Source organism: Streptomyces sp. NPDC045967 (assembly GCF_056430495.1).
Window position 1 is genome coordinate 281567 of record NZ_JBWKLE010000003.1, and the last position, 24038, is coordinate 305604.

The 24038-nt window shown below is 73.1% G+C and carries 23 protein-coding genes and 1 tRNA gene; 13 read left to right on the forward strand and 11 right to left on the reverse strand.

The window, feature by feature from the left end:
* Positions 1–17: 17 nt before the first annotated feature.
* Positions 18–488, reverse strand: coding sequence for an SHOCT domain-containing protein (locus AC07FY_RS08240; protein ID WP_479002300.1), 471 nt, complete (start codon positions 486–488; stop codon positions 18–20).
* On the reverse strand, positions 488–895 hold the full coding sequence (locus AC07FY_RS08245; RefSeq protein WP_479002303.1) for a DUF6325 family protein: 408 nt from the start codon (positions 893–895) through the stop codon (positions 488–490). The genes AC07FY_RS08240 and AC07FY_RS08245 overlap by 1 nt, the downstream gene beginning before the upstream one ends.
* 95 nt (positions 896–990) lie before the next feature.
* On the opposite strand from AC07FY_RS08245, the gene AC07FY_RS08250 reads away from it, so the two are divergent.
* The 3 genes from AC07FY_RS08250 to nadE all read left to right on the forward strand — a co-directional run bounded on the left by AC07FY_RS08250 (position 991) and on the right by nadE (position 4777).
* Positions 991–2358 carry an FtsW/RodA/SpoVE family cell cycle protein gene (locus AC07FY_RS08250; RefSeq protein WP_479002305.1) on the forward strand — a complete coding sequence of 456 codons (1368 nt, stop codon included), beginning with the start codon at positions 991–993 and terminating at the stop codon, positions 2356–2358.
* Complete coding sequence (locus AC07FY_RS08255; RefSeq protein WP_479002308.1) at positions 2355–3815, forward strand: penicillin-binding transpeptidase domain-containing protein; 1461 nt, start codon at positions 2355–2357, stop codon at positions 3813–3815. The genes AC07FY_RS08250 and AC07FY_RS08255 overlap by 4 nt, the downstream gene beginning before the upstream one ends.
* 134 nt (positions 3816–3949) lie before the next feature.
* Positions 3950–4777 (forward strand): ammonia-dependent NAD(+) synthetase, encoded by an 828-nt coding sequence (gene nadE, locus AC07FY_RS08260; protein ID WP_479002311.1) that lies wholly within the window; start codon positions 3950–3952, stop codon positions 4775–4777.
* Positions 4778–4802: 25 nt separating this feature from the next.
* Here nadE and AC07FY_RS08265 read toward each other — a convergent pair whose 3' ends face one another.
* Positions 4803–5909 (reverse strand): ferritin-like domain-containing protein, encoded by a 1107-nt coding sequence (locus tag AC07FY_RS08265; RefSeq protein WP_479002313.1) that lies wholly within the window; start codon positions 5907–5909, stop codon positions 4803–4805.
* A 167-nt stretch (positions 5910–6076) separates the two neighbouring features.
* On the opposite strand from AC07FY_RS08265, the gene AC07FY_RS08270 reads away from it, so the two are divergent.
* Entirely contained in the window at positions 6077–7006 is a 930-nt protein-coding gene (locus AC07FY_RS08270) for an AurF N-oxygenase family protein (RefSeq protein ID WP_479002315.1), read from the forward strand.
* Between the two features lie 213 nt (positions 7007–7219).
* Here the strand turns inward: AC07FY_RS08270 and AC07FY_RS08275 are convergent, their stop codons facing one another.
* The gene (locus tag AC07FY_RS08275; protein ID WP_479003161.1) at positions 7220–8089 is read right to left on the reverse strand and encodes an AraC family transcriptional regulator; all 870 of its coding nucleotides are present in this window, start codon (positions 8087–8089) and stop codon (positions 7220–7222) included.
* Between the two features lie 191 nt (positions 8090–8280).
* Here AC07FY_RS08275 and AC07FY_RS08280 point away from each other — a divergent pair, with 191 nt between their 5' ends.
* Both AC07FY_RS08280 and AC07FY_RS08285 read left to right on the forward strand, forming a co-directional pair.
* Entirely contained in the window at positions 8281–8994 is a 714-nt protein-coding gene (locus tag AC07FY_RS08280; RefSeq protein WP_479002318.1) for a TetR/AcrR family transcriptional regulator, read from the forward strand.
* Positions 8995–9004: 10 nt separating this feature from the next.
* Positions 9005–9274 (forward strand): hypothetical protein, encoded by a 270-nt coding sequence (locus AC07FY_RS08285; RefSeq protein WP_479002320.1) that lies wholly within the window; start codon positions 9005–9007, stop codon positions 9272–9274.
* Between the two features lie 42 nt (positions 9275–9316).
* On the opposite strand, the gene AC07FY_RS08290 is transcribed toward AC07FY_RS08285, so the two are convergent.
* The 4 genes from AC07FY_RS08290 to ku form a co-directional block, all read right to left on the reverse strand.
* Positions 9317–10669 carry a histidine kinase dimerization/phospho-acceptor domain-containing protein gene (locus AC07FY_RS08290; RefSeq protein WP_479002323.1) on the reverse strand — a complete coding sequence of 451 codons (1353 nt, stop codon included), beginning with the start codon at positions 10667–10669 and terminating at the stop codon, positions 9317–9319.
* Positions 10666–11580, reverse strand: a complete 915-nt coding sequence (locus tag AC07FY_RS08295) for a hypothetical protein (protein ID WP_479002325.1) — start codon at positions 11578–11580, stop codon at positions 10666–10668. Before AC07FY_RS08295 ends, AC07FY_RS08290 begins: the two co-directional genes overlap by 4 nt.
* 117 nt (positions 11581–11697) lie before the next feature.
* Complete coding sequence (locus AC07FY_RS08300; RefSeq protein WP_479002327.1) at positions 11698–12330, reverse strand: hypothetical protein; 633 nt, start codon at positions 12328–12330, stop codon at positions 11698–11700.
* A 1264-nt stretch (positions 12331–13594) separates the two neighbouring features.
* Positions 13595–14785, reverse strand: coding sequence for a non-homologous end joining protein Ku (ku, locus tag AC07FY_RS08305; RefSeq protein WP_479002330.1), 1191 nt, complete (start codon positions 14783–14785; stop codon positions 13595–13597).
* 31 nt (positions 14786–14816) lie between these two features.
* Between ku and ligD the strand changes: the two genes are divergently transcribed.
* Positions 14817–15722: a non-homologous end-joining DNA ligase gene (ligD, locus tag AC07FY_RS08310; RefSeq protein WP_479002333.1), complete on the forward strand. Its 906-nt coding sequence runs from the start codon at positions 14817–14819 to the stop codon at positions 15720–15722.
* On the forward strand, positions 15722–16681 hold the full coding sequence (locus AC07FY_RS08315; protein ID WP_479003164.1) for an ATP-dependent DNA ligase: 960 nt from the start codon (positions 15722–15724) through the stop codon (positions 16679–16681). The genes ligD and AC07FY_RS08315 overlap by 1 nt, the downstream gene beginning before the upstream one ends.
* 47 nt (positions 16682–16728) lie before the next feature.
* On the opposite strand, the gene AC07FY_RS08320 is transcribed toward AC07FY_RS08315, so the two are convergent.
* Entirely contained in the window at positions 16729–17124 is a 396-nt protein-coding gene (locus AC07FY_RS08320; RefSeq protein ID WP_479002336.1) for a DUF6479 family protein, read from the reverse strand.
* A gap of 132 nt (positions 17125–17256) precedes the next feature.
* Between AC07FY_RS08320 and AC07FY_RS08325 the strand changes: the two genes are divergently transcribed.
* Positions 17257–17580: a plasmid stabilization protein gene (locus AC07FY_RS08325; protein ID WP_479002339.1), complete on the forward strand. Its 324-nt coding sequence runs from the start codon at positions 17257–17259 to the stop codon at positions 17578–17580.
* 249 nt (positions 17581–17829) lie between these two features.
* Here the strand turns inward: AC07FY_RS08325 and AC07FY_RS08330 are convergent, their stop codons facing one another.
* Complete coding sequence (locus tag AC07FY_RS08330) at positions 17830–18816, reverse strand: XdhC family protein (RefSeq protein WP_479002342.1); 987 nt, start codon at positions 18814–18816, stop codon at positions 17830–17832.
* A 445-nt stretch (positions 18817–19261) separates the two neighbouring features.
* Positions 19262–19333, reverse strand: a tRNA-Arg gene (locus tag AC07FY_RS08335).
* 106 nt (positions 19334–19439) lie between these two features.
* Between AC07FY_RS08335 and AC07FY_RS08340 the strand changes: the two genes are divergently transcribed.
* The 4 genes from AC07FY_RS08340 to AC07FY_RS08355 all read left to right on the forward strand — a co-directional run bounded on the left by AC07FY_RS08340 (position 19440) and on the right by AC07FY_RS08355 (position 24034).
* A complete protein-coding gene (locus AC07FY_RS08340; protein ID WP_479002345.1) occupies positions 19440–19913 on the forward strand; it encodes a response regulator in 474 nt (157 codons plus the stop codon).
* Positions 19914–20039: 126 nt separating this feature from the next.
* Entirely contained in the window at positions 20040–21173 is a 1134-nt protein-coding gene (nrtL, locus tag AC07FY_RS08345; RefSeq protein WP_479002348.1) for an ArgS-related anticodon-binding protein NrtL, read from the forward strand.
* A gap of 19 nt (positions 21174–21192) precedes the next feature.
* Complete coding sequence (gene lysA / locus AC07FY_RS08350) at positions 21193–22584, forward strand: diaminopimelate decarboxylase (RefSeq protein ID WP_479002351.1); 1392 nt, start codon at positions 21193–21195, stop codon at positions 22582–22584.
* A 157-nt stretch (positions 22585–22741) separates the two neighbouring features.
* On the forward strand, positions 22742–24034 hold the full coding sequence (locus AC07FY_RS08355) for a homoserine dehydrogenase (RefSeq protein WP_479002354.1): 1293 nt from the start codon (positions 22742–22744) through the stop codon (positions 24032–24034).
* The last annotated feature ends 4 nt before the right edge of the window (positions 24035–24038 follow it).

Sequence of the window (24038 nt, forward strand, 5' to 3'; positions counted from 1 at the left end):
GCCCGGCAGGCGGGCCGTCAGCCGCGCAGCAGCCGGGCCTTGGCCGCGGTGAACTCCTCGGGGGTGAGCAGGCCCTCGCGGACGAGGGCCGCGAGCCGCGTCAGGTCGCAGACGAGGCCCTCCGGGTGAGCGGGGGCGCTCCGCGGGGGTTCCTCCGGGGAGGCCGGGTCAGGCGGCCACAGTTCCGCTTCGCCTTCCCGGTCGGGATCCGGTTCCGCTTCGCTTTCCCCGTCGGGCCACGGTCCGGGTTCCGGTTCCGGTTCCGGTTCCCACTCGACCCGCCCCGTGCCCTGCGCCGCCCTGACCGCCCGCCCGAGCAGCCCCTGCGGCTGCGCGTCCGCGGTGGCTGCGGCGTCCGCCGCGCCCGCCCCCGTGCCCGCCGCGCCGGCCTCCGCGCCCGCCGCGCGTACCAGCAGGCCCCGCAGCAGGGGGCGGCCCGCCGGGCGGGTCGCCGCGTGGACCGTCGTGCCCACCGGCCGGATGAACATCAGGCCGCCCCCGTCCGGGTGTCCGCCGGGATCCGCTCCGGCGGGATGCGGACCGAGCCGACGATGCGGCCGCCCGCCGCGCGTACGGCGATCGCCGCGTCCTCGGCCCACACGTGCTCGACCAGGAGCAGCAGCGCGCAGCTCCCGCGCTCCAGCAGCCGGGCCGCCTCCTGCACGTCCTCCGGACCGATCAGCCGCGCCACGTCCCGGCCCGTCAGAAGGCCCTGCAGCTCCACGAACTCGTCGAACTCCGACGCGAGCACCTCACCCCCGGCCGTCCGCGTCGCCACGAGACCGTCGATCAGCCGGACCACCCCGGTCTTGCGCAGTCCCGTCACCGCCTCCACGGCCGGCACCCGCAGTTGCTCCTCCGGGAAGGCGAGGACGATGAACTCCACAGGCCCCATAGGGTTCGGCTCCTGATTCCGACCGTTTATGACGACTCTTCGGCACACTATGACATAAGCGGACATAGCATCCGTTCGCTTGCTACGTTTCGCCTATGACCGCTCTGACGGCACAGGTGGCGGAGCCCGCCCCGCCCCCTCCGCCCGACGCCGGCGCCCCCGGGCGCCGGGGTGTCGGGCTCACGCTGCTCATCGGCGCCGTCCTGATCTCCGTACTCGGCCACCTCCACGTCGGCCTCGCCACCACCGGCCGGATCCCCCCGGCCGCCGCCCACTACGCCGGCGGGCTCGCAATCGCCGCGCTGCTCGCGCACCTCGCCGTCCGGATCCGGGCCCCGTACGCCGACCCCCTCGTGCTGCCCATCGCCGTCCTTCTCAACGGCCTCGGGCTCGTCCTCATCCAGCGCCTCGACACGACCACGCCCGGCCACCCCGCCGCCGGGGACCAGCTGCGCTGGTCCGCGCTCGGGGTGGCGCTCTTCGTCGTCGTCGTCCTGGTGCTGCGCGACCACCGGGTGCTCCAGCGGTACGCCTACCTGTCCGTCGCCGTCGCCCTCGTGCTGATGCTCGTCCCCGTCTTCTTCCCGGCGGTCAACGGCGCCCACATCTGGATCCGGTTCGCCGGACTCTCCTTCCAGCCGGGTGAGTTCGCCAAGATCCTGCTCGCCGTCTTCTTCGCCACCTACCTCGCCGCGAACCGCACCGCCCTGGCCCTCACCGGCCGCCGGCTCTTCTGGAAGCTGCGGCTCCTGCCGGGCCGGGTCCTCGGCCCGATCCTCGCGATCTGGGCGCTGAGCGTCGGCGTACTGGTCCTGGAGCGGGACCTCGGGACCTCGCTGCTGTTCTTCGGACTGTTCGTGATCATGCTGTTCACGGCCACCGGACGGATCGGCTGGATCGCCATCGGCCTCCTCCTGGCCGGGCTCGGCGCCTACGCCGTCGGAACGTTCGAACCGCACGTGAACAGCCGCGTCGACGACTGGCTGAATCCTTTCGCCTCCATCGAGCGCGGCGAAGGCCCCGGCCAGCTCGCCCAGTCCCTCTTCGCGTTCGGCTCCGGCGGGCTGCTCGGCGCCGGACTCGGCCACGGCCAGTCCTTCCTCATCGGCTTCGCCGCCAAGTCCGACTTCATCCTCGCCACGGCCGGTGAGGAGCTCGGCCTCGCCGGCCTCACCGCGATCCTGCTCCTGTACGGGCTCCTCGTCGCCCGCGGTTTCGGGGCCGCCCTGGCCCTGCGCGACCCCTTCGGCCGCCTGCTCGCCACCGGCCTCGCGTCGATCGTCGCCCTGCAGGTGTTCGTCATCGCGGGCGGCGTCACCGGCCTGATCCCGCTGACCGGCATGGCCATGCCCTTCCTGGCCCAGGGCGGCTCCTCGGTCGTCACCAACTGGATCATCGTCGCCCTGCTGGTCCGGCTCGGCGACAGCGCCCGCAGACCCGCACCGCAGGAGCCCCCCGAGTGATCCGCCACATCCGCTGGTGCGCGTACGCCTGCGCCCTGCTGCTCGTCGCCCTGCTGGTCAACATCGCCCGCGTGCAGGTCTGGGAGTCCGCCGCCTACGGCGCGAACCCGGCCAACAAGCGCCCCGCCATCGAGCGCTACGCCCAGCCCCGCGGGGACATCCTGGTCGACGGCCGCCCCGTCACCGGCTCCCGCGACAGCGGCCAGCTGCTGCGCTACGAGCGGACCTACGCCAACGGCCCGCTGTACGCGCCGGTCACCGGCTTCTCCTCCCAGACGTACGGGACCAGCTTCATCGAGCGCGCCGAGGACGGAGTCCTCGCGGGCACGGACCCGGGGCTCTCCGCCTTCCCGCTCTGGTATGACCTCGCGCGCGGCCGCCCGGCCGGCGGGGACGCGGTCACCACCGTCCGGGCCGGCGCACAGCTGGCCGCGTACGCCGGGCTGGCGGGCAAACGCGGCGCGGTGGCCGCCGTGGAGCCGGCCACGGGGAAGATCCTCGCGCTGGTCAGCAGCCCCTCCTACGATCCGGCCGCGCTCTCCGGTACCGGGAGCCGGGTCGCGGCGCAGTGGGCCCGGCTGAACGCGGACCCGGCCCGGCCCATGCTCAACCGGGCGCTGCGCGAGACCTACCCGCCCGGCTCCACCTTCAAGATCGTGACCGCGGCGGCCGCCCTCGACGCGGGCGTCGTCACCGACGTCGACGCACCCACCGAGACCCCCGACCCCTACCCGCTGCCCGGCACCCGCACCCTGCTGCCGAACGCGGGAACGGGCTGCCGGGACGCCTCGATGGCGGAGGCGGTGCAGTGGTCCTGCAACACGGTGATGGCGAAGATCGGGGTGCGGGTCGGGCTGCGCGGGATGGTGGAGGCGGCGGAGCGGTTCGGGTTCAACCGCGAGGGGCTGCGGGTGCCCTCCTGGGTGTCGCGGTCGAACTTCGACACCGACATGAGCCAGGACCAGCTCGCCCTGTCCGCGATCGGGCAGTTCAACACCCGCGCCACGCCGCTGCAGATGGCGATGGTGGCGGCCGCCGTCGCCAACGGCGGTGAGCTGACCTCGCCCTACCTCGTGGAGCGCACCACCCAGGACGACGGATCCCCCGTGCGGCGGGGCAACCGGAGCAGCCTCGGCCGCGCCATGGACCCGGCCACCGCACTGCGGATGCAGGAGCTGATGGTGAAGGTGGTCCAGGACGGGACGGGGAAGAACGCGGCGATCCCGGGCGCGGTGGTCGGCGGCAAGACCGGCACCGCGCAGCACGGCGTCGGCAACGCGGGAACCCCGTACGCCTGGTTCATCTCCTGGGCCAGGGCCGAGGGGGCGCCGCTGCCGGCCGTCGCCGTGGCGGTGGTGGTGGAGGACGCGGCGGCGAACCGCGGCGACATCAGCGGCAACCTGGCCGCCGCGCCGATCGCCCGCGCGGTGATGGAGGCGGCGCTGTCCGCGTCCTGAAGGGGGAGGAGGGGGCGGTGCGCGGGCCGTCGAGAAGGGGGAGGAGGGGCGCTGCGCGGGCCGTCGATTAGGGTCGGGGGGAAACGATGCCGCAAACGATCCCGCGTATCCACGCACGACCCCGAGGAGCAGCCGTGAGCGAGGCGTCCACCGCACTGCAGCAGCAGATCGCCCGGGAACTCCTGGTGAGCGATACCTTCGACGCGGAGCACGAGATCGAGCGCCGGGTGGCCTTCCTCACCGAGCGGCTCACCTCGACCGGTCTGCGCTCCCTGGTCCTCGGCATCAGCGGCGGCGTGGACTCCACGACCGCCGGGCGGCTGTGCCAGCTGGCCGTCGAGCGGGCCCGTGCCGCCGGGCACGAGGCCGTGTTCCAGGCGATGCGGCTGCCCTACGGGGTCCAGGCCGACGAGAAGGACGCCCAGCTCGCCCTGTCCTTCATCCGCCCCGACCAGGTCCTGACCGTCGACGTGAAGCCGGCGAGCGACGCGGCCCTCGCCGCCGCGATCACCGCCGGAGTGGCCTTCCGCGACGCGGCGCACCAGGACTTCGTCCAGGGCAACATCAAGGCGCGCCAGCGCATGATCGCGCAGTACGCGGTCGCGGGCGCGCACGACGGCCTGGTGGTCGGCACCGACCACGCCGCCGAGGCGGTCTCCGGCTTCTTCACCAAGTTCGGCGACGGCGCAGCCGACCTCGTCCCGCTGACCGGTCTGACCAAGCGGCGGGTGCGTGCCGTCGCGGAGGCCCTGGGCGCCCCCTCCGGGCTCGTGTGGAAGGTCCCGACGGCCGACCTGGAGACCCTCGACCCGGGCAAGGCCGACGAGGACGCGCTCGGTGTCTCGTACGACGAGATCGACGACTTCCTGGAGGGCAAGCCGGTGGACGAGCGCGCCTTCGACCTCATCGTCCGCCGCTACCGGCTCACCGAACACAAGCGCCGGCTGCCGATCGCGCCGTAGCGCCCGCCCGGACCCCGGGGCGGCGTCAGGTGTCCGCGCCGTCGGAGATCGCGGCGCGGACCTCCGCCACCCGCTCGGCTTCCTCGGCCGCGAACCGCTCGCGGTCGAGGGCCTCGGCGATCTCCTCGTCCTGCCGCATCAGCAGGTCCAGGTTGGAGTCGCCCATCTCGAAGACGCCCATCTCCAGGTAGGCCTTCTGCAGCCGTTCGCCCCACAGCCCGATGTCCTTCACGCACGGCACGATCCGGCTGAACAGCAGTCTGCGGAACAGGGCCAGGAACTCCGACTGCTCACTGAACCGCTCGGCCTCCTTGCGCGGGATGCCGAAGTTCTCCAGCACCTCCACCCCGCGCAGCCGGTCCCGCATCAGGTAGCAGCCCTCGATCACGAACTCCTCGCGCTCGCGCAGCTCGGCGTCCGTCAACTGCTGGTAGTAGTCCCGCAGCGCCATCCGCCCGAACGCCACGTGCCGGGCCTCGTCCTGCATCACGTACGCGAGGATCTGCTGGGGCAGCGGCTTGTCCGTGGTGTCGCGGATCATGCCGAAGGCGGCCAGCGCCAGCCCCTCGATCAGCACCTGCATGCCGAGGTAGGGCATGTCCCAGCGGGAGTCGCGCAGCGTGTCGCCCAGCAGCTCCCGGAGGCTGTCGTTGATCGGGTAGAGCATCCCGACCTTCTCGTGCAGAAAGCGCCCGAAGACCTCGGCGTGCCGGGCCTCGTCCATGGTCTGGGTGGCGGAGTAGAACTTCGCGTCCAGGTCAGGCACGGACTCCACGATCCGCGCCGCGCACACCATCGCCCCCTGCTCGCCGTGCAGGAACTGGCTGAACTGCCAGGAGGAGTAGTGCCGGCGCAGCTCGCCCTTGTCCCGCTCCGTGAGCTTGGCCCAGTGCCGCGTCCCGTACAGGGTCAGCACCTCGTCCGGCGTGCCCAGCGGGTCGTACGGGTCCACCTCGGTGTCCCAGGCGATGCGCTTGGCGCCGTCCCACTGCTTGTCCTTGCCCTTCTGGTAGAGCGCGAGGAGGCGTTCGCGGCCTTCGTCGTACTCCCAGCTGAAGCGGGCCGAACCGGAGGAGGGGACCTGCCAGACACCCTCGCCCGGATCCGTGGTGTAGAGCTCGTGCGTCGACACTGACGCCCCCTTTGTCACCTACTGCCGTACAGGACCCGTCAGTTGGCAGCGTCACACGTCGGTAGACGCGTGGTCAACAAGTCGCGCCCGAGGGATTGACGGCCTTGCTGACAAGCAGTCTCATAACTGGTGACCGCCGTTCACTCGACGACGAGGTGTCCGAAGCCATGACGACCGTGACCGATCGAGCCGCGCTGAGGGACGCCCTCGGCCTGCTCAAGGACCGCGAGCAGATCGCCGAACGACTGCTGGAGTCCTCCGCGAAGCACTCCTTCGACCCCGACCAGGAACTCGACTGGGACGCCCCGCTGATCGAGGGCAAGTACTACTGGCCGCCGGAGCTCCTCTCGCTCTACGACACCCCGATCTGGAAGAAGATGGGGGAGGAGCAGCGGATCGACCTCTCGCGCCACGAGGCGGCGGCGCTCGCCTCGCTCGGCATCTGGTTCGAGATCATCCTCATGCAGCTGCTGGTCCGGCACATCTACGACAAGTCCCTGACCAGCAACCACGTGCGCTATGCCCTCACCGAGATCGCCGACGAGTGCCGCCACTCGATGATGTTCGCCCGCATGATCCAGCGGGCCGGCGCCCCCGCCTACCCCGTCTCGCGGGTCAACCACAACCTCGCCCGCATCCTCAAGACGGTCTCCACCACCCCCGGTTCCTTCGCCTGCACCCTCCTCGGCGAGGAGATCCTCGACTGGATGCAGCGCCTGACCTTCCCGGACGAGCGCATCCAGCCGCTGGTCCGCGGGGTCACCCGGATCCACGTCGTCGAGGAGGCCCGGCACGTCCGGTACGCCCGGGAGGAACTGCGCCGCCAGATGCTGACGGCCCCGCGCTGGGAGCAGGAGCTCACCCGCGTCAGCTGCGGCGAGGCCGCCCGCGTCTTCTCCCTCGCCTTCGTCAACCCGGCCGTCTACGAGAGCCTCGGCCTCGACCGGCGCGAAGCCGTGGCCCAGGTCAAGGCCAGCGGCCACCGCCGCGAGGTCATGCAGTCCGGCGCGAAGCGGCTGACCGACTTCCTGGACGACATCGGCGTGCTGCGCGGGGTGGGGCGCAGGCTGTGGAAGAGCTCGGGCCTCTTGGCGTGAGAGGGCGGGGGCGGTGCGGGGCCGGTGTGCGGGATCCGTACCGGGGCGGGGAGGGGCGGCGGGGAAGCCGCGTGCCGATCCGATCCAGGACCGCCCTGCCGCCCCCTCACCCGCATCGCTCCCTCACCCGCATCGCCCCCGCACCCGCCCCCGTCGTCCCGTTCGGGCCGCCGTCCCGCTCGGGCCGGTGTCCCGTTCAGCCGGCCGTCCCGGTCAGACCGCCGCCGTCCGCTCCACCGGGATCCACAGCTCCGCGTCCGCCTGCCGGGCATCCCGTGACAGGCGGGTCCGCAGGATCTCGGGCCCCGGCCGGCTCCGGTAGGGATTGGACGGGAACCACTGCGTGAACACGTCCCGCCACAGGTACTGCAGCGCCTGCGGGAACGCCCCGGAGCTCTCGAAGACGGCCCACGTCCCGGCCGGCACGGTGAGCGCGTCCATGTCCTGCGGTACGGCGGCCCGGGTCACCACCCCGTGGAAGTAGTCGAGTTCGGTACCCTCCGCCCGGCTCGGGTCCAGGTTCCCGCTCGCCCCCACGACCCCCTGCGGCTCCTGGTCGGACAGCGCCTCCATGCGCCGCAGTGCCTCCTGCCCGATGCTCCGGATGAAGTCGGCGATGGCGGGGTTCATCCCCTCGTGCACGAGCGGGACGCGCGCCCTCCTGCCGACCAGCCGGAACTCGTCCTTCTCCACGATCCGGTACCGCATGCTGCTGCTCCCTTCGACGGTGAGACGGAAGGACAGCCGTGACTGGGACCGCAGGGCCGCACCCGACCGCCTGGCCTCGCCGGGGCCCACGCCGTGCAGGGCGCGGAACGCCCGCGCGAACGCCTCCCCCGAGGAGTAGCCGTACCGGACCGCCACCTCCAGCAGCGTCCTGTCCCCGGCCAGCACCTCCGCGCCGGCGACCGTGAGCCGCCTGCGCCGGACGTACTCCGACAGCGGCATCCCCGCCAGCGCGGAGAACAGCCGACGGAAGTGGTACTCCGAAGTCGCCACGATGCGCGCCAGGTCGGCCACCTCGATCCGCTGGTCGAGGTGGCACTCGATGTGGTCCATGGCCTGGTTCAGCCGCTCCAGCACCCCGGCCTCCTTCCCTTCGGTCACTCACGCTAGGAGGCGGCCACCCCGCCCGACCCGACATCCCGTGCCCGATCCGGTCGGGTGGCGGGGCCGAGGCGCCGCGGCGAGGGTCGTGACCCGGTGCAGCGTTCCCGTCACGGAGCTACGGCTTCCGTCACGGTGCCGCAGGCGCCGTCGTCTAGTCTGCGGGCATGACCGTACGCGCCTACCGCAGGCTGAGCGTCGAGGAGCGGCGAGCCCAACTCCTCGACGCGGCCCTGTCGCTGTTCGCGCACCGGGCGCCGGAGGAGGTCTCGCTCGACGACGTGGCCGAGGCCGCCGGGGTCTCGCGTCCGCTCGTCTACCGCTACTTCCCGGGCGGCAAGCAGCAGCTCTACGAGGCGGCCCTGCGCTCGGCGGCCGACCTCCTCGAGCAGTGCTTCGCGCAGCCGCAGCAGGGCCCGCTGACCCAGCGCCTCGGCCGGGCCCTGGACCGGTACCTGGCCTTCGTCGACGAACACGACACCGGCTTCGCGGCCCTCCTCCAAGGCGGCAGCGTCGTGGAGACCTCCCGCACGACGGCGACGGTCGACGGCATCCGCCGGGCCGCCGCCGAGCAGATCCTCTTCCACCTCGGCGTCCCCGCCCCCGGCCCGCGGCTGCGGATGATGGTCCGCACGTGGATCACGGCCGTCGAGGGGGCCTCCCTCATCTGGATCGACGAGGGGAAGCAGCCGGAGGTCGTCTCGCTGCGCGACTGGCTGGTGGACCAGTTCATCGCGCTGCTCACGGCCACGGCCGCCACGGACCCCGAGACGGAGGCCGCCGCCCGCGCCGCCCTCGCCCTGGAATCGGCGGACGGCCCGGTCGGGGTCCTGGCCCGGCGCGTGATCCCGGTGGTCTCGGAGGCCGCCCACCTCCTGTGACACTGGTGGGGTGAGAAGCGAACCGACCCCCTTCGAGGGCGGCCCGATGGACGGCCGGGTCCTCCCCGTCCTCGTCGGCCCGACCGGCCACCCCCCGAAGTGGTACGAGATCCCGGTCCCGGCGCCGGACGGGGGCGCCCCGACGGTGCTCCTCTACGAACGCGTCCCGGCGGGCTACTCCAAACGCCTGGGCCTGCAGAAGGGCTGGAAGTACACCCACCACCCCTCAGGCCGCAGACCGAAGCCCCGCTGGCCCTGGACCAAACCCGCCCGCCCCTGAGACCGGCTCCGCGGGGCTGTGCCAGCCGGTTTTAGTCCGGCATCACGACTCCACCGGCGGAACCGGCTCGGGTCCCGGCCCCGGCTGCGCTCCCGGCACGGGCACGGGCGTGGGCGCGGGCGCAGGCACGGGCGCAGGCATGGGCACGGCCGCCGGAAGCGTCAGTACCGCCTCGGCCCCGCCCCCCTCACCGTCCTCGCCCTCCGCCGCGGCCCGGAACTCCAGCCGCGCCCCGATCACCGCCGCCTGCCCCGCCGCGATCGTCAGACCCAGCCCGTGTCCCTTGCCCCCGCTGCGGAACCGCTGGGGGCCGTGCGCCCGCAGGTAGTCGGGGAACCCGTCGCCGTGGTCCCGCACCGTCACCACCGGTCCGTCCACCGTCAGCACCACCGGCGCCCGCCCGTGCTTGTGCGCGTTGGCCACCAGATTGCCCAGCACCCGCTCCAGCCGTCGCCGGTCCGTTTCCACGTGAGCGTCCCGGACCACGACGACCGCCGTGTCCGTCCCCGACGCCCGCACCACCCGCCCGGCCAGCCGCCCCAGCTGGTGCAGGTCGGTCTCCACGACCTCGCTGCCCGAGTCCAGCCGCGAGATCTCCAGCAGGTCCTCCGTCAGCTGCCGCATCGTGCTCACCCGCTCCCGCACCAGCTCCGTCGGGCGTCCCTCCGGCAGCAGCTCCGACGCCGCGTGCAGTCCGGTCAACGGGGTGCGCAGCTCGTGCGCCACGTCCGCCGTGAACCGCCGCTCGCTCTCCAGCTTCGCCTGCAGGCTGGCCGCCATCGTGTCCAGCGCCCCGGCCACCGTCGCCACCTCGTCCTGGTGCCGCGAGGGATCCTCCGTGCGGGGATCGCCCACGCGCGCGTCGAGGTCCCCTTGGGTGATCCGGCGGGCCACCGTCGCCGTCTGGTGCAGCCGCCGCGTCACGCGGGTCACGGCGAAGGCGCCGATCAGCAAGGTCCCGCCGATCGCCAGTACCGACGACCCGATGATCGCGTTGTCCAGCCCGCTGATCGTGCGCGCGCTCTGCTCGTAGTCCACGGCGGTGGCCAGCGCCCGCCCGTCCGCCGGAGCCGCCGCCCACATCGTCGGGCGGCCCCGGTAGTCGCCCACGACCGTGCCGCGCTGCCCGCTGACGGCCAACGCCCGCAGCCGCGGCGGCAGTCCGACCGGGTCCAGGGCCGAATCGGGCGGCAGGGCCTCGCCCGCCTCGTACGCGTGGGTCGCGTCGTGCAGCTTGCCGAGCGCCTTCTCGCGCGCCGTGGCCACGGTCTGCCGGGTCACCGCCACGTGCACGAGCGCGCCCAGCGCCGCCGCCAGTGCGCAGCACATGACCACGATGAAGCACGCGGACTTCCAGGTCAGCGTGGCGGTCCAGGCGGGCAGCCGGGGTCTCACGGCGCTCCTGGGGTGCCGCCGGGCGTACGCGGCGCCTTCGACCGGGGGCCGGTGCCGGGCCCGGTGCCGTTGCCCGCGCCGGGACCGTTCCCGTCACCCGCGCCGGGGCCGCTTCCGCCACCCGGGCCCGTTCCGCGGCCCGCCCCGTGGCCGGGGTGCGCCGGCCCCTGCGCGTTGCCCGGCACCCGCACGATCTGCTCGCGCGTCGGCAGCATCGTCAACTGCCGCTCGTCCCAGGACCAGGCGGTGATCAGCTCGTAGCCGTTGTTGCCGCTGGGCATCCGCAGCACCACGTCCCGGCCGGCCAGGTCCACGCTGATCACGGTCTGGGTCGTCGCCATGATCCGGTTGAGGCGGCCGTCGTCGTCCGCCGTGTACACCCGTACCGACATCATCTTGTCCGGGTACTCGATGCCGACGATCAGTTCGTCCTTGCCGTCGCCCGTCAGGTCCCGGTAGTACGGCGTCAGCACCGGGCACTGCGAGGTTTGCGCCCCCTCCGCGCCGCCCGCACCCTCGGCGGCCTCCGTACCCTCCTTGCCGCAGTTCCCGATCGCGGTGGCGGTCTCGGCGGGCATCCCGTCCGGGCCGACGTCGGTCTTCGGATGGGCCCGCAGCTCCGCCTGCACCAGGGCCACCGGGTCCACGGCGTGCACGTCCTGGTTCGGGACGGGAGCGATTCCCCTGACGTACTCGGGCGGAGCGCCGCTCGGGTCGGCGGGCGGTACGACGGCGCCCTGGCGGTCCGGCCACAGGTGTACGGGCCCGCTCGCGGTCGGCGTCGAGCCCGCGGCGACCAGCCCGCCGGCGTCGCCGCATCCCGTCAGCAGGGGCAGCACGGCGAGCAGACCGGCCGCTGCGAGAGCCCGCGGACCGGGCACGGCGGCCGAGCGGAAGGGAAGCGTTTTCACAGGCCCCAGCGTCCTCCATGTCCGCAGCGGTACGACCTTCGGGTCCCGTCAACCCTATGCGGAGGTTTGCCCGTGTCCCTCGGGGTTTCGGCGGAGGGTCGCGCGGTACCGCGGGCGTCAGCCCTCGGTCCGACCCCGCCGCAGCATCGCGAAGCCGAGTCCGGCGGCGCCGACGGCGGCGATGCCGGCGCCCGCGGCGAGCAGGAACACCCCTTCGCCCGGCCCGTCGGCCGGCGTGTCCAGGCGCAGCGGCTGAGCCCGGCCGACGGCGAGGGACCGGCTGTCGCCGCCCGCCTGTCCCGGCGCCGCAGCGGGGACGACCTGTCCGGTGCGGGTGGCGGTCTTGTGACCGTCGAGGGCGGTGCCCTCGTCCCGGCCCTCGGCGGGAGCGTCGGCGCCCACCCAGGAGGTCAGCCGCCCGTCGGACTCCAGCGCGGCGTGCAGATCCCCGGCGGCGCCGAAACCGGTGATGCCCGCGCGGCTCGTCAGCGTGGTGGCCTTGTGCCCCCCGGCGGTCAGGATGTCCGCCCGGTACGCGCCTTGGGCGGTGCGGTAGACCTCGGCGGTGGAGGCACCGTCCGCCAGCGCGAGGCGCTTGACCAGCACGGCCTGCTCCGCGGCCGCGTGCGCGGACGAGGCCGCGGGCACCCCCTCGGCGAGAGCGGCGGCGGCGGGCAGCGCCAGCAGGCTTCCGGCGCATGCGGTCACGGCGGCGGCGCGAAGAAGAGTGCGGCGGCGGACGGTGCTCACGGAAAACCCCTGCGTTGCTGTCGGTCACTGGTCGGCGCAGCTCATCGCTGTCGCCACCAACCTAGGCGTCGGCCGTTGCGGAGGAGCCCCGTTCGTGTAACAGCGACGTCGCAGGGCCACGGCGGAGTCGTCACACGGCGGGGAGACCGCTGCGGCAGCTCCCGTGAGGGGCCCGCGGTGGGGGGCCCGCGCCCCGTGCAGGAACCAAGAGCGATGCCGGACGACCGGGCAGGCCGGGGCGGTGTGCCTCACCGACACCGGCGTTTGAACGTCCACCGGCGTCCCCGGCCGCACCGCATCCTCCAGCCCCGCCGGGGTTTCAGACGCGGCGTCTCCCGGCCGCGCCCTCCTCGATGGGTGACGCCCCCGATCCCGTCCGCGTTCGAGGCGTAACACCGCCCAGCCGCGGGGGCGTTTGCGGCGTGCCGGCCCCCGGTTGCGCTGGTGTTCGGCGTGGGCATCCTCCAGCCTGGGGCGTTTGCGGCGTGCCGTCCCCCTCCGGGTCGCGCTGGTGTTGTGGCGTGGGCATCCTTCAGCCTTGGGTGCGTTTGCGGCGTGCCGTCCCCCTCCGGGTCGCGCTGGTGTTGTGGCGTGGGCATCCTTCAGCCTTGGGGGCGTTTGCGGCGTGCCGTCCCCCTCCGGGTCGCGCTGGTGTTGTGGCGTGGGCATCCTTCAGCCTTGGGGGCGTTTGAGGCGCGGGGTCTGGGGCGGAGCCCCGGTTCGGGAAGGGGCGGGTAGGGGAAAGCGCCGCAGGCCACCGTCGCGCGCCGAAGCCCCCGCTCCACGGTGCACACCAACCCGCGCCCAGGCCCCCGGATCTCCCCGCGCTCGGGCTGAGCTCCCCGATCGATCCCGGCCATGCCCCGATCAAGCCCCAACACCCAGCCAAACTCCACACGGCGCCAGGCCGGGACCCCCGTCAAGGCCAAGCCGCGTAACCAGGCCTCGGCTTCGCGTCGCGTCCAGGCCGCAGCACAGCCCGCGTCCAGCCCAGCCCGGCCGCAGGCCAAGCCCCGGCTACGGCGAAGCGCCTCCCGAGGCCCAGCCCAAGGTCACGTCCAAGTCCAGCCGCCTGGCCTGCCCGGCCAAGCTCGATTGACCAAGCCCCCACTTCGCGTCGCGTCCAAGCGCCGGCACCGCCCGCGCCCGGCCCAGCCAGTCCGCAGGCCAGGCCCCGGCTACGGCGAAGCGCCACCCGACGCCCAGCCAGCCCAAGTCCAGGTCCAGCCCGGCCGACCCGGCCAAGCCCCTCCCCCCTGCCCCCTCAGGCAGACCGCTTCCGACCCGCCGCCGCCGTCTTCTTCGCTGCACTAGCCGTCTTCTTCGCCGCCCCCGCCGTCGACTTGTCCGCCGCCGCGGTCGACTTGGTGGCCGACGCCGACTTGGCCCGCGCCCCCGTCGCCTTCGCGGTCTTCGCGGTCTTCGCCGTCGACTTGGTCGCTGACGCCGCCGTCTTCTTCACCGCCCCCACCCCGCTCTTCTTCGCCGAGCCCGCCCCAGACCCCGCCGCCGACGCCGCCGTCGACTTCTTCCCGCCCACCGCCTTCGGCGCGGCCGCCGCAGCAGCCTCGCCCCGGCCACCACCCTCGCCCGCCTTCCGCCGCCCCCGAATCGGCGTGACCTCGGCCTCGGCCTCGGCCCCCACCGCCCCCGCGGCCCCGGCCCCGGCCCCCTCCCCCCGAGACGCCTTCGCCGCCTGCACACTCCTCTCCAGCGCCGCCATCAGGTCGATCACCTGCCCCCCGGCCGGCTGCGCGACGGTCTCCGCCGGCTCGAACCCGCCGCCCGCCTTCGCCGCGATCATCGCCTCCACGGCATCCCGGTACTCGTCGTGCAGCGAGGACAGCTCGACCTCCCCCAGCGTCGCCATCAGCGCGTCCGCCAAGTCGAGTTCGGCCTCCCGTACGCTCACGTCCGCCTCCGGAGCCACCCCCTCCGGCACCCGGATCTCGTCCGGCCACAACAGCCCGTGCATCGCGATCACGTCGTCCACGACGCGCAGCATGCCCAGCCGCTCCCGCCCCCGCAGCGCGTACTTGGCGATCGCGACCTTCCGGCTCCGCTTCAGCGCCTCCCGCAGCAGTGTGTAGGGCTTCGCCGCCGTCGCCCCGTTCGCCGCGAGGTAGTACGCCGCGTCCATCTGCAGCGGGTCGATCTCGTCCGCCGGGACGAACGACATGATCTCGATCGTCCGCGCGGTCGAGATCGGCAGCTTCGCCAGATCCTCGTCCGTGATCGGGATGATCGATCCGTCCGCCTCCTCGTACCCCTTGCCGATCTCGGCGCTCGGCACCTCCTCGCCGTCCAGCTCGCACACCTTGCGGTAGCGGATCCGCCCGCCGTCGCCGAGGTGGATCTGGCGGAAGGAGATCGAGTGGTTCTCGGTGGCGTTGACGAGCTTGATCGGGATGCTGACCAACCCGAAGGAGATCGCCCCGTTCCAAATGGATCGCACGGTTCCTCCTGATTCGTGGCAATCTCATCGTATGACGCCGATCACACAGGTGGAGGGCCGTCGCATCGCGCTGAGCAACCTCGACAAGGTGCTCTACCCCGAGACCGGCTTCACCAAGGGCGAGGTCCTGCACTACTACGCCACCGTCGCGGGCTCCCTGCTGCCCCACATCCACGACCGCCCCGTGTCCTTCCTGCGCTATCCCGACGGCCCGGAGGGCCAGCTCTTCTTCACCAAGAACCCGCCGCCCGGCACGCCCGACTGGGTGAAGACCACCCCCGTGCCCCGCTCCGAGGACCTCTCCGCCCACCAGGTGGTCGTCGCCGACATGGCCACCCTCATGTGGTCCGCCAACCTCGTCGTCGAGTTCCACACCCCGCAGTGGACCGCCGGCAGGCCGGCCCTCGCCGACCGCATGGTCCTCGACCTCGACCCCGGCGCGCCCGCCTCCGTCCTCGAGTGCTGCGCCGCCGCGCTGTGGCTGCGCGACCGGCTCACCGCCGACGGCCTGCACGCGTACGCCAAGACCTCCGGCTCCAAGGGCCTGCACCTCGCCGTGCCCCTCGAGCCGACCCCCTCCGAGCAGGTGTCGGCGTACGCGAAGCTGCTCGCCCAGGAAGCCGAACGCGAACTCCCCGACCTGATCGTCCACCGCATGGCCAAGGCGCTGCGCCCCGGCAAGGTCTTCGTCGACCACAGCCAGAACGCCGCCGCCAAGACCACCGCCGCGCCCTACACCCTGCGCGCGCGGGCCCGGCCGACCGTGTCCGCGCCGGTGTCCTGGGAAGAGGTCGAAGCCTGTCGCCGCCCTTCCGACCTGGTCTTCCTCGCCGACGACGTCCCACCGAGGATCGAACGCGACGGGGACCTCTTCGGCCCCCTGACCGACCCCGACCAGGCCGGCCGCCTGCCGAGGACGCGAGGAGCCCGCCGGTGATCCGCGTTGCCCTGGCCACACCCGTACGCACCCTCCCGCACGGGACGGGCCTGGCGTACGAGCCGAAGTTCGACGGCCACCGGCTGGTCGTCGTGCGCTCCGCGACCGACGTCCTGCTCCAGGCGCGCTCCGGCCGGATCGTCACCAGTGCCTTCCCGGATCTGGAGGTGGCGGCGCGGCAGTTGCCCGCCGGTACCGTCCTGGACGGCGAGGTGGTCGTCTGGCACGAAGGCCGGACCGACTTCGCGCTCGTGCAGCGCCGGGCGGCGGCCACGGCCGCGCGGGCCGCCGTACTGGCCCAGACGCTGCCCGCCTCGTACGCCGCCTTCGACGTGCTGGAACTGGCCGGGCTGGACGTGCGCGGGCGGGCGTACGAGCGCCGCCGGGCCCTCCTGGTGGACCTGCTGCTGCCACTCGGCCCGCCGCTCCAGCCCGTCCCCATGACCACCGACCCGGAACTCGCGGCCACCTGGTACGAGACCCTGCCCGCCAGCGGCATCGAGGGCCTGGTCGTCAAACGGCTGGACCAGGCATACCCGGCGGGCCGGCGCGGTTGGCAGAAGCTGCGGCACACGGACGTGCGCGACGCGGCGGTGGTCGGCTACACGGGAACCCCGCGGCGCCCGCTGGCCCTGGTTCTCGTCCTGCCGGTCGGGGACGAGACCCCGCTGGTGTCGAGCCCGCTGACGGCGGCCCTGCGCGCGGAGGTGGCGGAGGCGCTGGCGGCGAGGGCCGCGGCCGCCACCGGGCCCGGGAGCGGCGGGGGCGCGGGAATCGGCGGGAGCGGGGGGATCGGCGGGAGCGCGGGGACGCCCGCGGCGGCGCCGGCGACCGTCACCGCGGTCGGGCTCGGTGAGGTGCCCTTCCGGCCGCTCGACCCGCCCCTGTCCGCCGAGGTCCGGCACACCTCCGCCCGGCACCCGCCCCCGGAGGTACTGCGGCTGCGGACAGACCTCTGACCCCGCACCGGGACCGGGGCGGGGTCAGAGGAAGGGGAGGTGACGCGTCACTCGTGCGCGCCGCGCCCCGAGCCGGGGGGAGCGCCGGGCTGCGGATGCGGTCCGGGCCCCTCCGACTGCCTGTGCGCGGACTCGCGGGCCTTGCGCACCTCCTCCGGGTGGCTGGAGGTGGTGGAGCCGAAGTTCCCGTAGCCCTGCATCTCGTGCGGGCGCAGCCCGCCCTCGGGGAAGTCCACGTGGTCGCGCTCCTCGCGGAGCTCGTAGACCGGTCCGCCGTCGGGCAGGTGGGGCTGGCTCTCGGAGGTGGGCGGCGGCGGCTCCTTGGCCCGGACCCGCTGCCCCAGTTTGAAGCCGGCGAGCAGGAAGCCCGCGACGATAATCCCGACCACCAGGAACCACGCGATGTCGGTCAGGGTCGAGTCCACGCTCAGGATCGTGTCCATGGTCCCCAGTTTCCCGCACCTCTGGGCGATATGCGCTGTTCTGGCCCGGATACCTTGCGCCATGCGGGGTACGCGGCCAAAGGACAGCCGAATCCGGTCCGCTGCGACTGGGACCCGACAAGGAGGCCGGACATGCCCCGCGGATCTTCCCCGAAGCGCGAGCGTCAGTACGAGCACATCAAGGAGGGCCTGGAGCAGCGCGGCGAGTCGAAGGAGAAGGCGGAGGAGATCGCCGCCCGCACGGTCAACAAGGAACGCGCCCGGGCCGGCGAGTCCAAGACGGCCAGCAAGGAGTCCCTGGACGACATGTCCTCGTCCCGGCGCGGCGGCCTGCACTCCCACTCCGGCGCCCAGGGCCCGACGTACGACCAGCTCTACGCGGAGGCCCGCCGCCGCAACATCCACGGCCGCTCGGACATGAACAAGGAACAGCTCAAGCGGGCGCTGGACAGCTGATCAGCAGAGCCTCCCAGGGCCGGCCCGCACGGCCGTCACGCCACCGGGAGGTTCCTCGTGGGGGCTATGACGAGGAGGCGGGAGCGGCGGGCGGCCCGGCAAAGACCGAGACGGAGCGCTGCCGGGGGCGGACAGGCCCGGCCTGTTTCCCGCCACCGGGATAGCCGACGGGACGGAACCGCACACCGCACACCGCATGCCGCACCCCGAAGCCCGAACCCGGGCCACCCCCGCACCACTCACTCCTCCTCAGGAGTTGATGGGTCCGTCCGTATCCCGCAGGGTTTCGAACTGGCGGCCGCCCAACACCGCCAGGATCTCGGCGCAGATGGCCAGCGCGGTCTCCGCCGGGGTCCGCGCGCCGAGGTCCAGGCCGATCGGCCCGTGCACCCGGGCCAGTTCGGCCTTGCCGACCCCGGCGGCGAGCAGCCCCTCCCGCCGACGCGCGGTCGTCCGGCGCGAGCCCAGCGCCCCGACGTAGGGCACCTCCAACGCCAGCGCCAGGCGCATCGTCGGCACGTCGAACGCCTCGTCGTGACTGAGCATGACCAGGCACGCGGCGTCCCTCCGCGCCTCGATCACCTTCGCGGCCTCCTCCGCACCGTCGACCCGTACGGCCTCCCAGCCCAGCAGCAGCGCCTGCCGCTCGATGATCTCGGCCAGCTCCCCGCCGCCGCCGATCACCACGTACGGAGCCGACGGGTACGCCTCCACCAGCGCCAGCCCGGTCACCCCGTACAAGGCGTCACGCCCGGCCCGCCGTGTGCCGAGCAACTCGCCGGCCCGCCGCCCCGCATCGTCGAAGGCGCCATCGGTGGCCCGTACGACCTCGCTCACGGCCCGGTCGGCGGGCTCGTTGAGCCGCGTCACCAACGCCACCCCGAGCCCCTCGCCGAGCAGCTCCCACCACTCGGCCGGAATGGCCGACAGCGGCTGGATCAGGACCTCGGCCTGCCCGCCACAGGTCAGCTTGGCCTCCACGGCCTCGGCCCCCCGCACGGACACCTCGCACACCCGCGCGGTGTCCCCGGCCCCCATGGCCCCGGCCTCGGAGACGAGCTCGGCATCGAAGACGCCCCGGTACAGCGCCCCGACACACTCCCCGCGCGACGGATCCACGAGCACGGCCCCGGCCGGATCCCGAGGCCCGAACCCCTGCTCGGTGACGGGCCGCGCGAGATACCCGTCGCGCCCCTCGGCCACCCACTGCCGCGCCGTCTCCACCAACTCACGCATCGGTGCCGCTCCATCCCTGTACGCGCCACTTCCCGCAAAGCACCAGGTCAACGGCACGATGCGGCCTCACCACCCACCCTACGCACGCTCCCCGCCCCCACCCACCCCCCAAACCCACAGACCGCCCCCCACCCCCTCGTAGGGACCACCGGAACAGAAACCGGACCCAGCAACCCCACGCGAGACCACCCCACTTGGTTTGACCCCTGCCCGCAGGCCCCCAGGCCGACCCGCGCGTCACCCACCGCACATGAGGGGACGGCGTCGGCCACCCGACACCCACACCACGCCCGCCGATGCGAGACCTGAACTCAACCCGCTGCCAGGAAGACCCGGCTCCAGGCCGGAGCCCGGACCTGCGACGGCGTCACTCGACCCCACAAACGCAAAGACCCCGTCTCAGCGAACTCGCTGATGGCGGGGTCTTCGGGCACTTCGTGCGAAGTGCCCCCGGCAGGATTCGAACCTGCGCACACGGCTCCGGAGGCCGTTGCTCTATCCCCTGAGCTACGGGGGCGTGTCGTTCGCTGTGCGGCGACGGGTTGAACACTACCAGCTTCACCGGGGTGATCAGGAACCCGTTTGCGGGGGAGGGGGACGTGCGTCGCCCGGAGGGGGCGGAAGTGGCGAAAAGCCGGACGCGGGAGCCTCGGTCGACCTACTCTCGAGTTGTGCCAGGCGTCTCGGGCCGGGTGCTTGTTGTCGACGACAACAAGGTCATCCGGCAGCTGATCAAGGTCAATCTCGAGCTGGAGGGCTTCGAGGTCGTGACCGCGAACGATGGTGCCGAGTGCCTGGACGTCGTCCACCGCGTGAGCCCTGACGTCATCACCCTTGATGTGGTCATGCCCCGGCTGGACGGGTTCGGGACCGCCGCGCAGTTGCGGGCCGATCCGCGGACCAGCGGGGTTCCCGTCGCGATCGTGAGCGCCTGTACGCAGTACGAGGTGGAGACGGGGATCGCGGCCGGAGTGGACGCCTTCGTCGCCAAGCCGTTCGAGCCCGCCGAGCTGGTACGGGTCGTACGGCGGCTCGTCGAGGGCGAGGATCGGCGCGACGGGCGGAGAGGGGCTCCCGCCGGGAGGGGCCGGGGTTAGGGCGCTACCGGATCGGGCCCTCGGGTGGTCGGGCCGGGTGCCGTGGCCGGGGTGGTGTGAGCCAGGTCGTTCCACATGGCGAAACTCTTCGCGGGGGGAGCGGTCGTCTCCCCTAGGCTGGGTCTTGTGAACCCCGCCGACCTTCCCGATGCCGTCGTGCGCGCCGTGCGCTGCGCCGTCGAGGCCGGGGAGCTGGCTGCGGGTGTGGCCGTGCCCGAGCGGGTCGTCGTGGAGCGGACGCGGCCCGGGGGAGTGGGGGACTACGCCACCCCCGTCGCTTTCCAGCTCGCGAAGGGCGACCGGGACGGTCGAAGCCCCCGGGACGTGGCCGGACTGATCGCGCGACGGCTTCGGAGTGAGGACGGGGTCGAGCGGGTCGAGGTCACCGGAGGCGGGTTCCTCTGTTTCGGGCTGGCTCCGCTGTCCGCACCCCGCGTGATCCGGGAATTGCGTGTTCGGGAATCGGGTGCTCGGGAACTGGGCGCCCGTGACCTGGGCATCCCCTATATGGGCGTCCGGGGGCCGGGGGGTCGGGATCCGAAGAGTCCCGCCCCGGCCGCCCCCTCCGCCGATCAAACCGAGGCCGAAGCCAAGGCCGCCACCGAAGCCGAAGCCGGAGCCGAAGCCGAAGCCAAAGCCGAAGCCCCACCCGCCGCCGAACCCCCCGCCCCCCTCCGCGCCCGCGTCCTGCACGAAGTCCTCGCCCGGCTCGCACCCGCCCGGCCCGGCCCGGTCGCGGCCGCCCCCGTCGCCACCGTCGGCCCCGTCGCCCCCGTCGCCCAGCGCGACGGTGACGTGTTCGCGCGGTTCGGGGAGGGTGCCGCCCGCTGGGCGATGCTCTGCGTGCCCGCCCGGGAGACGCCCGTGTTCTCCGACCGGCTGCTCGTGCAGGGTGAGGAGAACGAGTTCTTCCGGGTGCGGTACGCCCACGCGCGCAGCCGGGCCCTGCTCCGGAACGCCGCCGACCTCGGCTTCGCGCCGGAGCCCGGCGAGGTGGAGGCCCCCGCGCTGCTGCGCGCGCTGGCCGAGCACCGCCTCGTGCTGGAGGCCGCCGGGCACCACCGGGCGCCCGAGCGGCTCACCCGGCACCTCGTCGAGCTGGCGGACGCGCTGCTCGACTTCCAGTACCGCGTGCTGCCCCGCGGGGACGAGAAACCCTCGGCCGCCCACCGTGCCCGGCTGGCTGTTGCCGAAGCCGCCGGGGCGGTGCTGGCCGGTGGCCTGGCCCTGCTCGGCATTGACGCACCGACACGCCTGTGACCTGTGAAGAGAGATACCGATGAGCCGTTCCGCGCACCCCGCCGGACCCCGTCACGCCGATGTCCTGCCCGAGGGGCACTACTCCCCGCCCCCGGCTGATCTCAACGCCCTCGACGAGAAGGTCTGGGCCCGGACCGTCACGCGCACGGCGGACGGGGTCGTCACCGTCGGAGGCATCGAAGTGACCCGGCTCGCCGAGGAGTTCGGCACCCCCGCCTACTTCCTCGATGAGGAGGACTTCCGGGCGCGCTGCCGGGCCTGGGCACTCGCCTTCGGCAGGGACGCCGACGTCTTCTACGCCGGCAAGGCATTCCTCTCCAAGGCCGTCGTGAAGTGGCTCCAGGAGGAGGGGCTGAACCTCGACGTGTGCTCGGGCGGCGAGCTCGCCACCGCGCTCGCCGCCGGGATGCCCGCCTCCCGCATCGCCTTCCACGGCAACAACAAGTCCGAGGCCGAGATCGTCAGGGCCGTCGAGGCCGGCGTGGGGCGGATCGTGCTCGACTCCTTCCAGGAGATCGCGCGCGTCGCGCACGTCGCCCGCGAGCGGGGGGTGCGCCAGCCCGTCCAGATCCGGGTGACGGTCGGGGTCGAGGCGCACACCCACGAGTTCATCGCCACCGCGCACGAGGACCAGAAGTTCGGGATCGCCGTCGCGGACGGCTCCGCCGCCGAAGCCGTGCGGCGCGTGCTCGGGCACGACTCGCTCGAGCTGCTCGGCGTGCACTCCCACATCGGCTCGCAGATCTTCGACATGGCCGGTTTCGAGGTGTCGGCGAAGCGGGTCGTGCGCCTGCTGGCCGCCGTACGGGACGAGCACGGCGTCCAGCTCCCCGAGATCGACCTCGGCGGCGGGCTCGGGATCGCCTACACCTCCGACGACGACCCGCGCGAGCCGTACGAGATCGCCAAGGCCCTCACCGAGATCGTCGCGCGGGAATGCGAGAGCGCGGGCTTGAGGGCGCCTCGGATCTCGGTCGAGCCCGGCCGCGCCATCGTCGGCCCCACCGCCTTCACCCTCTACGAGGTCGGCACCATCAAGCCGCTCGAAGGGCTGCGGACGTACGTCAGCGTCGACGGCGGAATGTCCGACAACATCCGCACCGCGCTCTACGACGCCGAGTACTCCGTCACGCTCGTCTCCCGCGTCTCCGACGCCGAGCCGATGCTCGCCCGCGTCGTCGGCAAGCACTGCGAGAGCGGCGACATCGTCGTGAAGGACGCCTTCCTGCCCGCCGACCTCGCTCCCGGCGACCTGCTCGCCGTGCCGGCCACGGGGGCGTACTGCCGCTCCATGGCCAGCAACTACAACCACGCGCTCCGGCCGCCGGTCGTCGCCGTGCGCGACGGGCAGGCCCGGGTGATCGTCCGGCGGGAGACGGAGGAAGATCTCCTGCGTCTCGACCTGGGGTGATCCGGTTATTTCGGGGAGAAGCCCCCAGACCCCCACAATAGGTGTCTCACTCAATGGACCGAGGGTGGAAACTGATGTCCATTGAGTGAGACTGGTTCCCACCCCGCGTGCAAGCCGCGCACGGGGTACTGATGGAAGATCGAAAGGCGTAGGTCGAATGATGCGTACGCGTCCGCTGAAGGTGGCGCTGCTGGGCTGTGGAGTGGTCGGCTCGGAAGTCGCGCGCATCATGACGACGCACGCCGCCGATCTGACGGCCAGGATCGGCGCGCCCGTCGAGCTCGCCGGTGTCGCGGTGCGCCGGCCGTCGAAGGTCCGTGAGGGCATCGACCCCGCGCTGATCACCACCGATGCGACCGCCCTGCTCAAACGCGGTGACATCGACGTGGTCGTCGAGGTCATCGGCGGGATCGAGCCGGCCCGGACGCTGATCACCACCGCGTTCGAGAACGGCGCGTCCGTCGTCTCCGCCAACAAGGCGCTGCTCGCGCAGGACGGCGCCGCCCTGCACGCCGCGGCCGAGCAGCACGGGCTGGACCTCTACTACGAGGCCGCCGTCGCCGGCGCCATCCCGCTGGTCCGCCCGATGCGCGAGTCCCTCGCGGGCGACAAGATCAACCGGGTGATGGGCATCGTCAACGGGACGACAAACTTCATCCTCGACAAGATGGACTCGACCGGCGCCGGCTACCAGGAGGCGCTCGACGAGGCCACCGCCCTCGGGTATGCCGAGGCCGACCCGACCGCCGACGTCGAGGGCTACGACGCCGCCGCCAAGGCCGCGATCCTGGCCGGCATCGCGTTCCACACCCGCGTCCGCCTGGACGACGTCTACCGCGAGGGCATGACCGAGGTCAGCGCCTCGGACTTCGCTTCCGCCAAGCGGATGGGCTGCACCATCAAGCTCCTGGCGATCCTCGAGCGCGCCGCCGACGGCGCGTCCGTCACCGCCCGCGTGCACCCGGCCATGATCCCGCTCAGCCACCCGCTGGCCTCCGTCCGCGAGGCCTACAACGCGGTCTTCGTCGAGGCGGAGGCCGCCGGGCGGCTCATGTTCTACGGGCCCGGCGCGGGCGGTTCGCCGACCGCGTCCGCGGTCCTCGGCGACCTCGTCGCCGTCTGCCGCAACAAGCTCGCCCAGGCAACGGGGCCCGGCGAGTCGGCGTACACCCAGCTGCCCGTGAGCCCCATGGGCGACGTCGTGACCCGGTACCACATCAGCCTCGATGTGGCCGACAAGCCGGGCGTGCTGGCCCAGGTCGCGACGACCTTCGCCGAGCACGGTGTCTCCATCGACACCGTGCGGCAGCAGGGCAAGGACGGCGAGGCCTCCCTCGTCGTCGTCACTCACCGCGCGCCCGACGCCGCCCTCTCCGGGACCGTCGAGGCGCTGCGGAAGCTGGACACCGTGCGCGGTGTCGCCAGCATCATGCGTGTTGAAGGGGAGTAAGGAC

Coding starts and splice junctions, on each gene's coding strand:
- AC07FY_RS08270 (WP_479002315.1), top strand. CDS start 6,077: ATGACGACCGTGACCGATCGAGCCGCGCTGAGGGACGCCCTCGGCCTG.
- AC07FY_RS08280 (WP_479002318.1), top strand. CDS start 8,281: ATGACCGTACGCGCCTACCGCAGGCTGAGCGTCGAGGAGCGGCGAGCC.
- AC07FY_RS08330 (WP_479002342.1), bottom strand. CDS start 18,816: ATGCGTGAGTTGGTGGAGACGGCGCGGCAGTGGGTGGCCGAGGGGCGC.
- AC07FY_RS08320 (WP_479002336.1), bottom strand. CDS start 17,124: ATGGACACGATCCTGAGCGTGGACTCGACCCTGACCGACATCGCGTGG.
- AC07FY_RS08245 (WP_479002303.1), bottom strand. CDS start 895: ATGGGGCCTGTGGAGTTCATCGTCCTCGCCTTCCCGGAGGAGCAACTG.
- AC07FY_RS08250 (WP_479002305.1), top strand. CDS start 991: ATGACCGCTCTGACGGCACAGGTGGCGGAGCCCGCCCCGCCCCCTCCG.
- lysA (WP_479002351.1), top strand. CDS start 21,193: ATGAGCCGTTCCGCGCACCCCGCCGGACCCCGTCACGCCGATGTCCTG.
- AC07FY_RS08240 (WP_479002300.1), bottom strand. CDS start 488: ATGTTCATCCGGCCGGTGGGCACGACGGTCCACGCGGCGACCCGCCCG.
- ligD (WP_479002333.1), top strand. CDS start 14,817: ATGACGCCGATCACACAGGTGGAGGGCCGTCGCATCGCGCTGAGCAAC.
- AC07FY_RS08325 (WP_479002339.1), top strand. CDS start 17,257: ATGCCCCGCGGATCTTCCCCGAAGCGCGAGCGTCAGTACGAGCACATC.
- AC07FY_RS08355 (WP_479002354.1), top strand. CDS start 22,742: ATGATGCGTACGCGTCCGCTGAAGGTGGCGCTGCTGGGCTGTGGAGTG.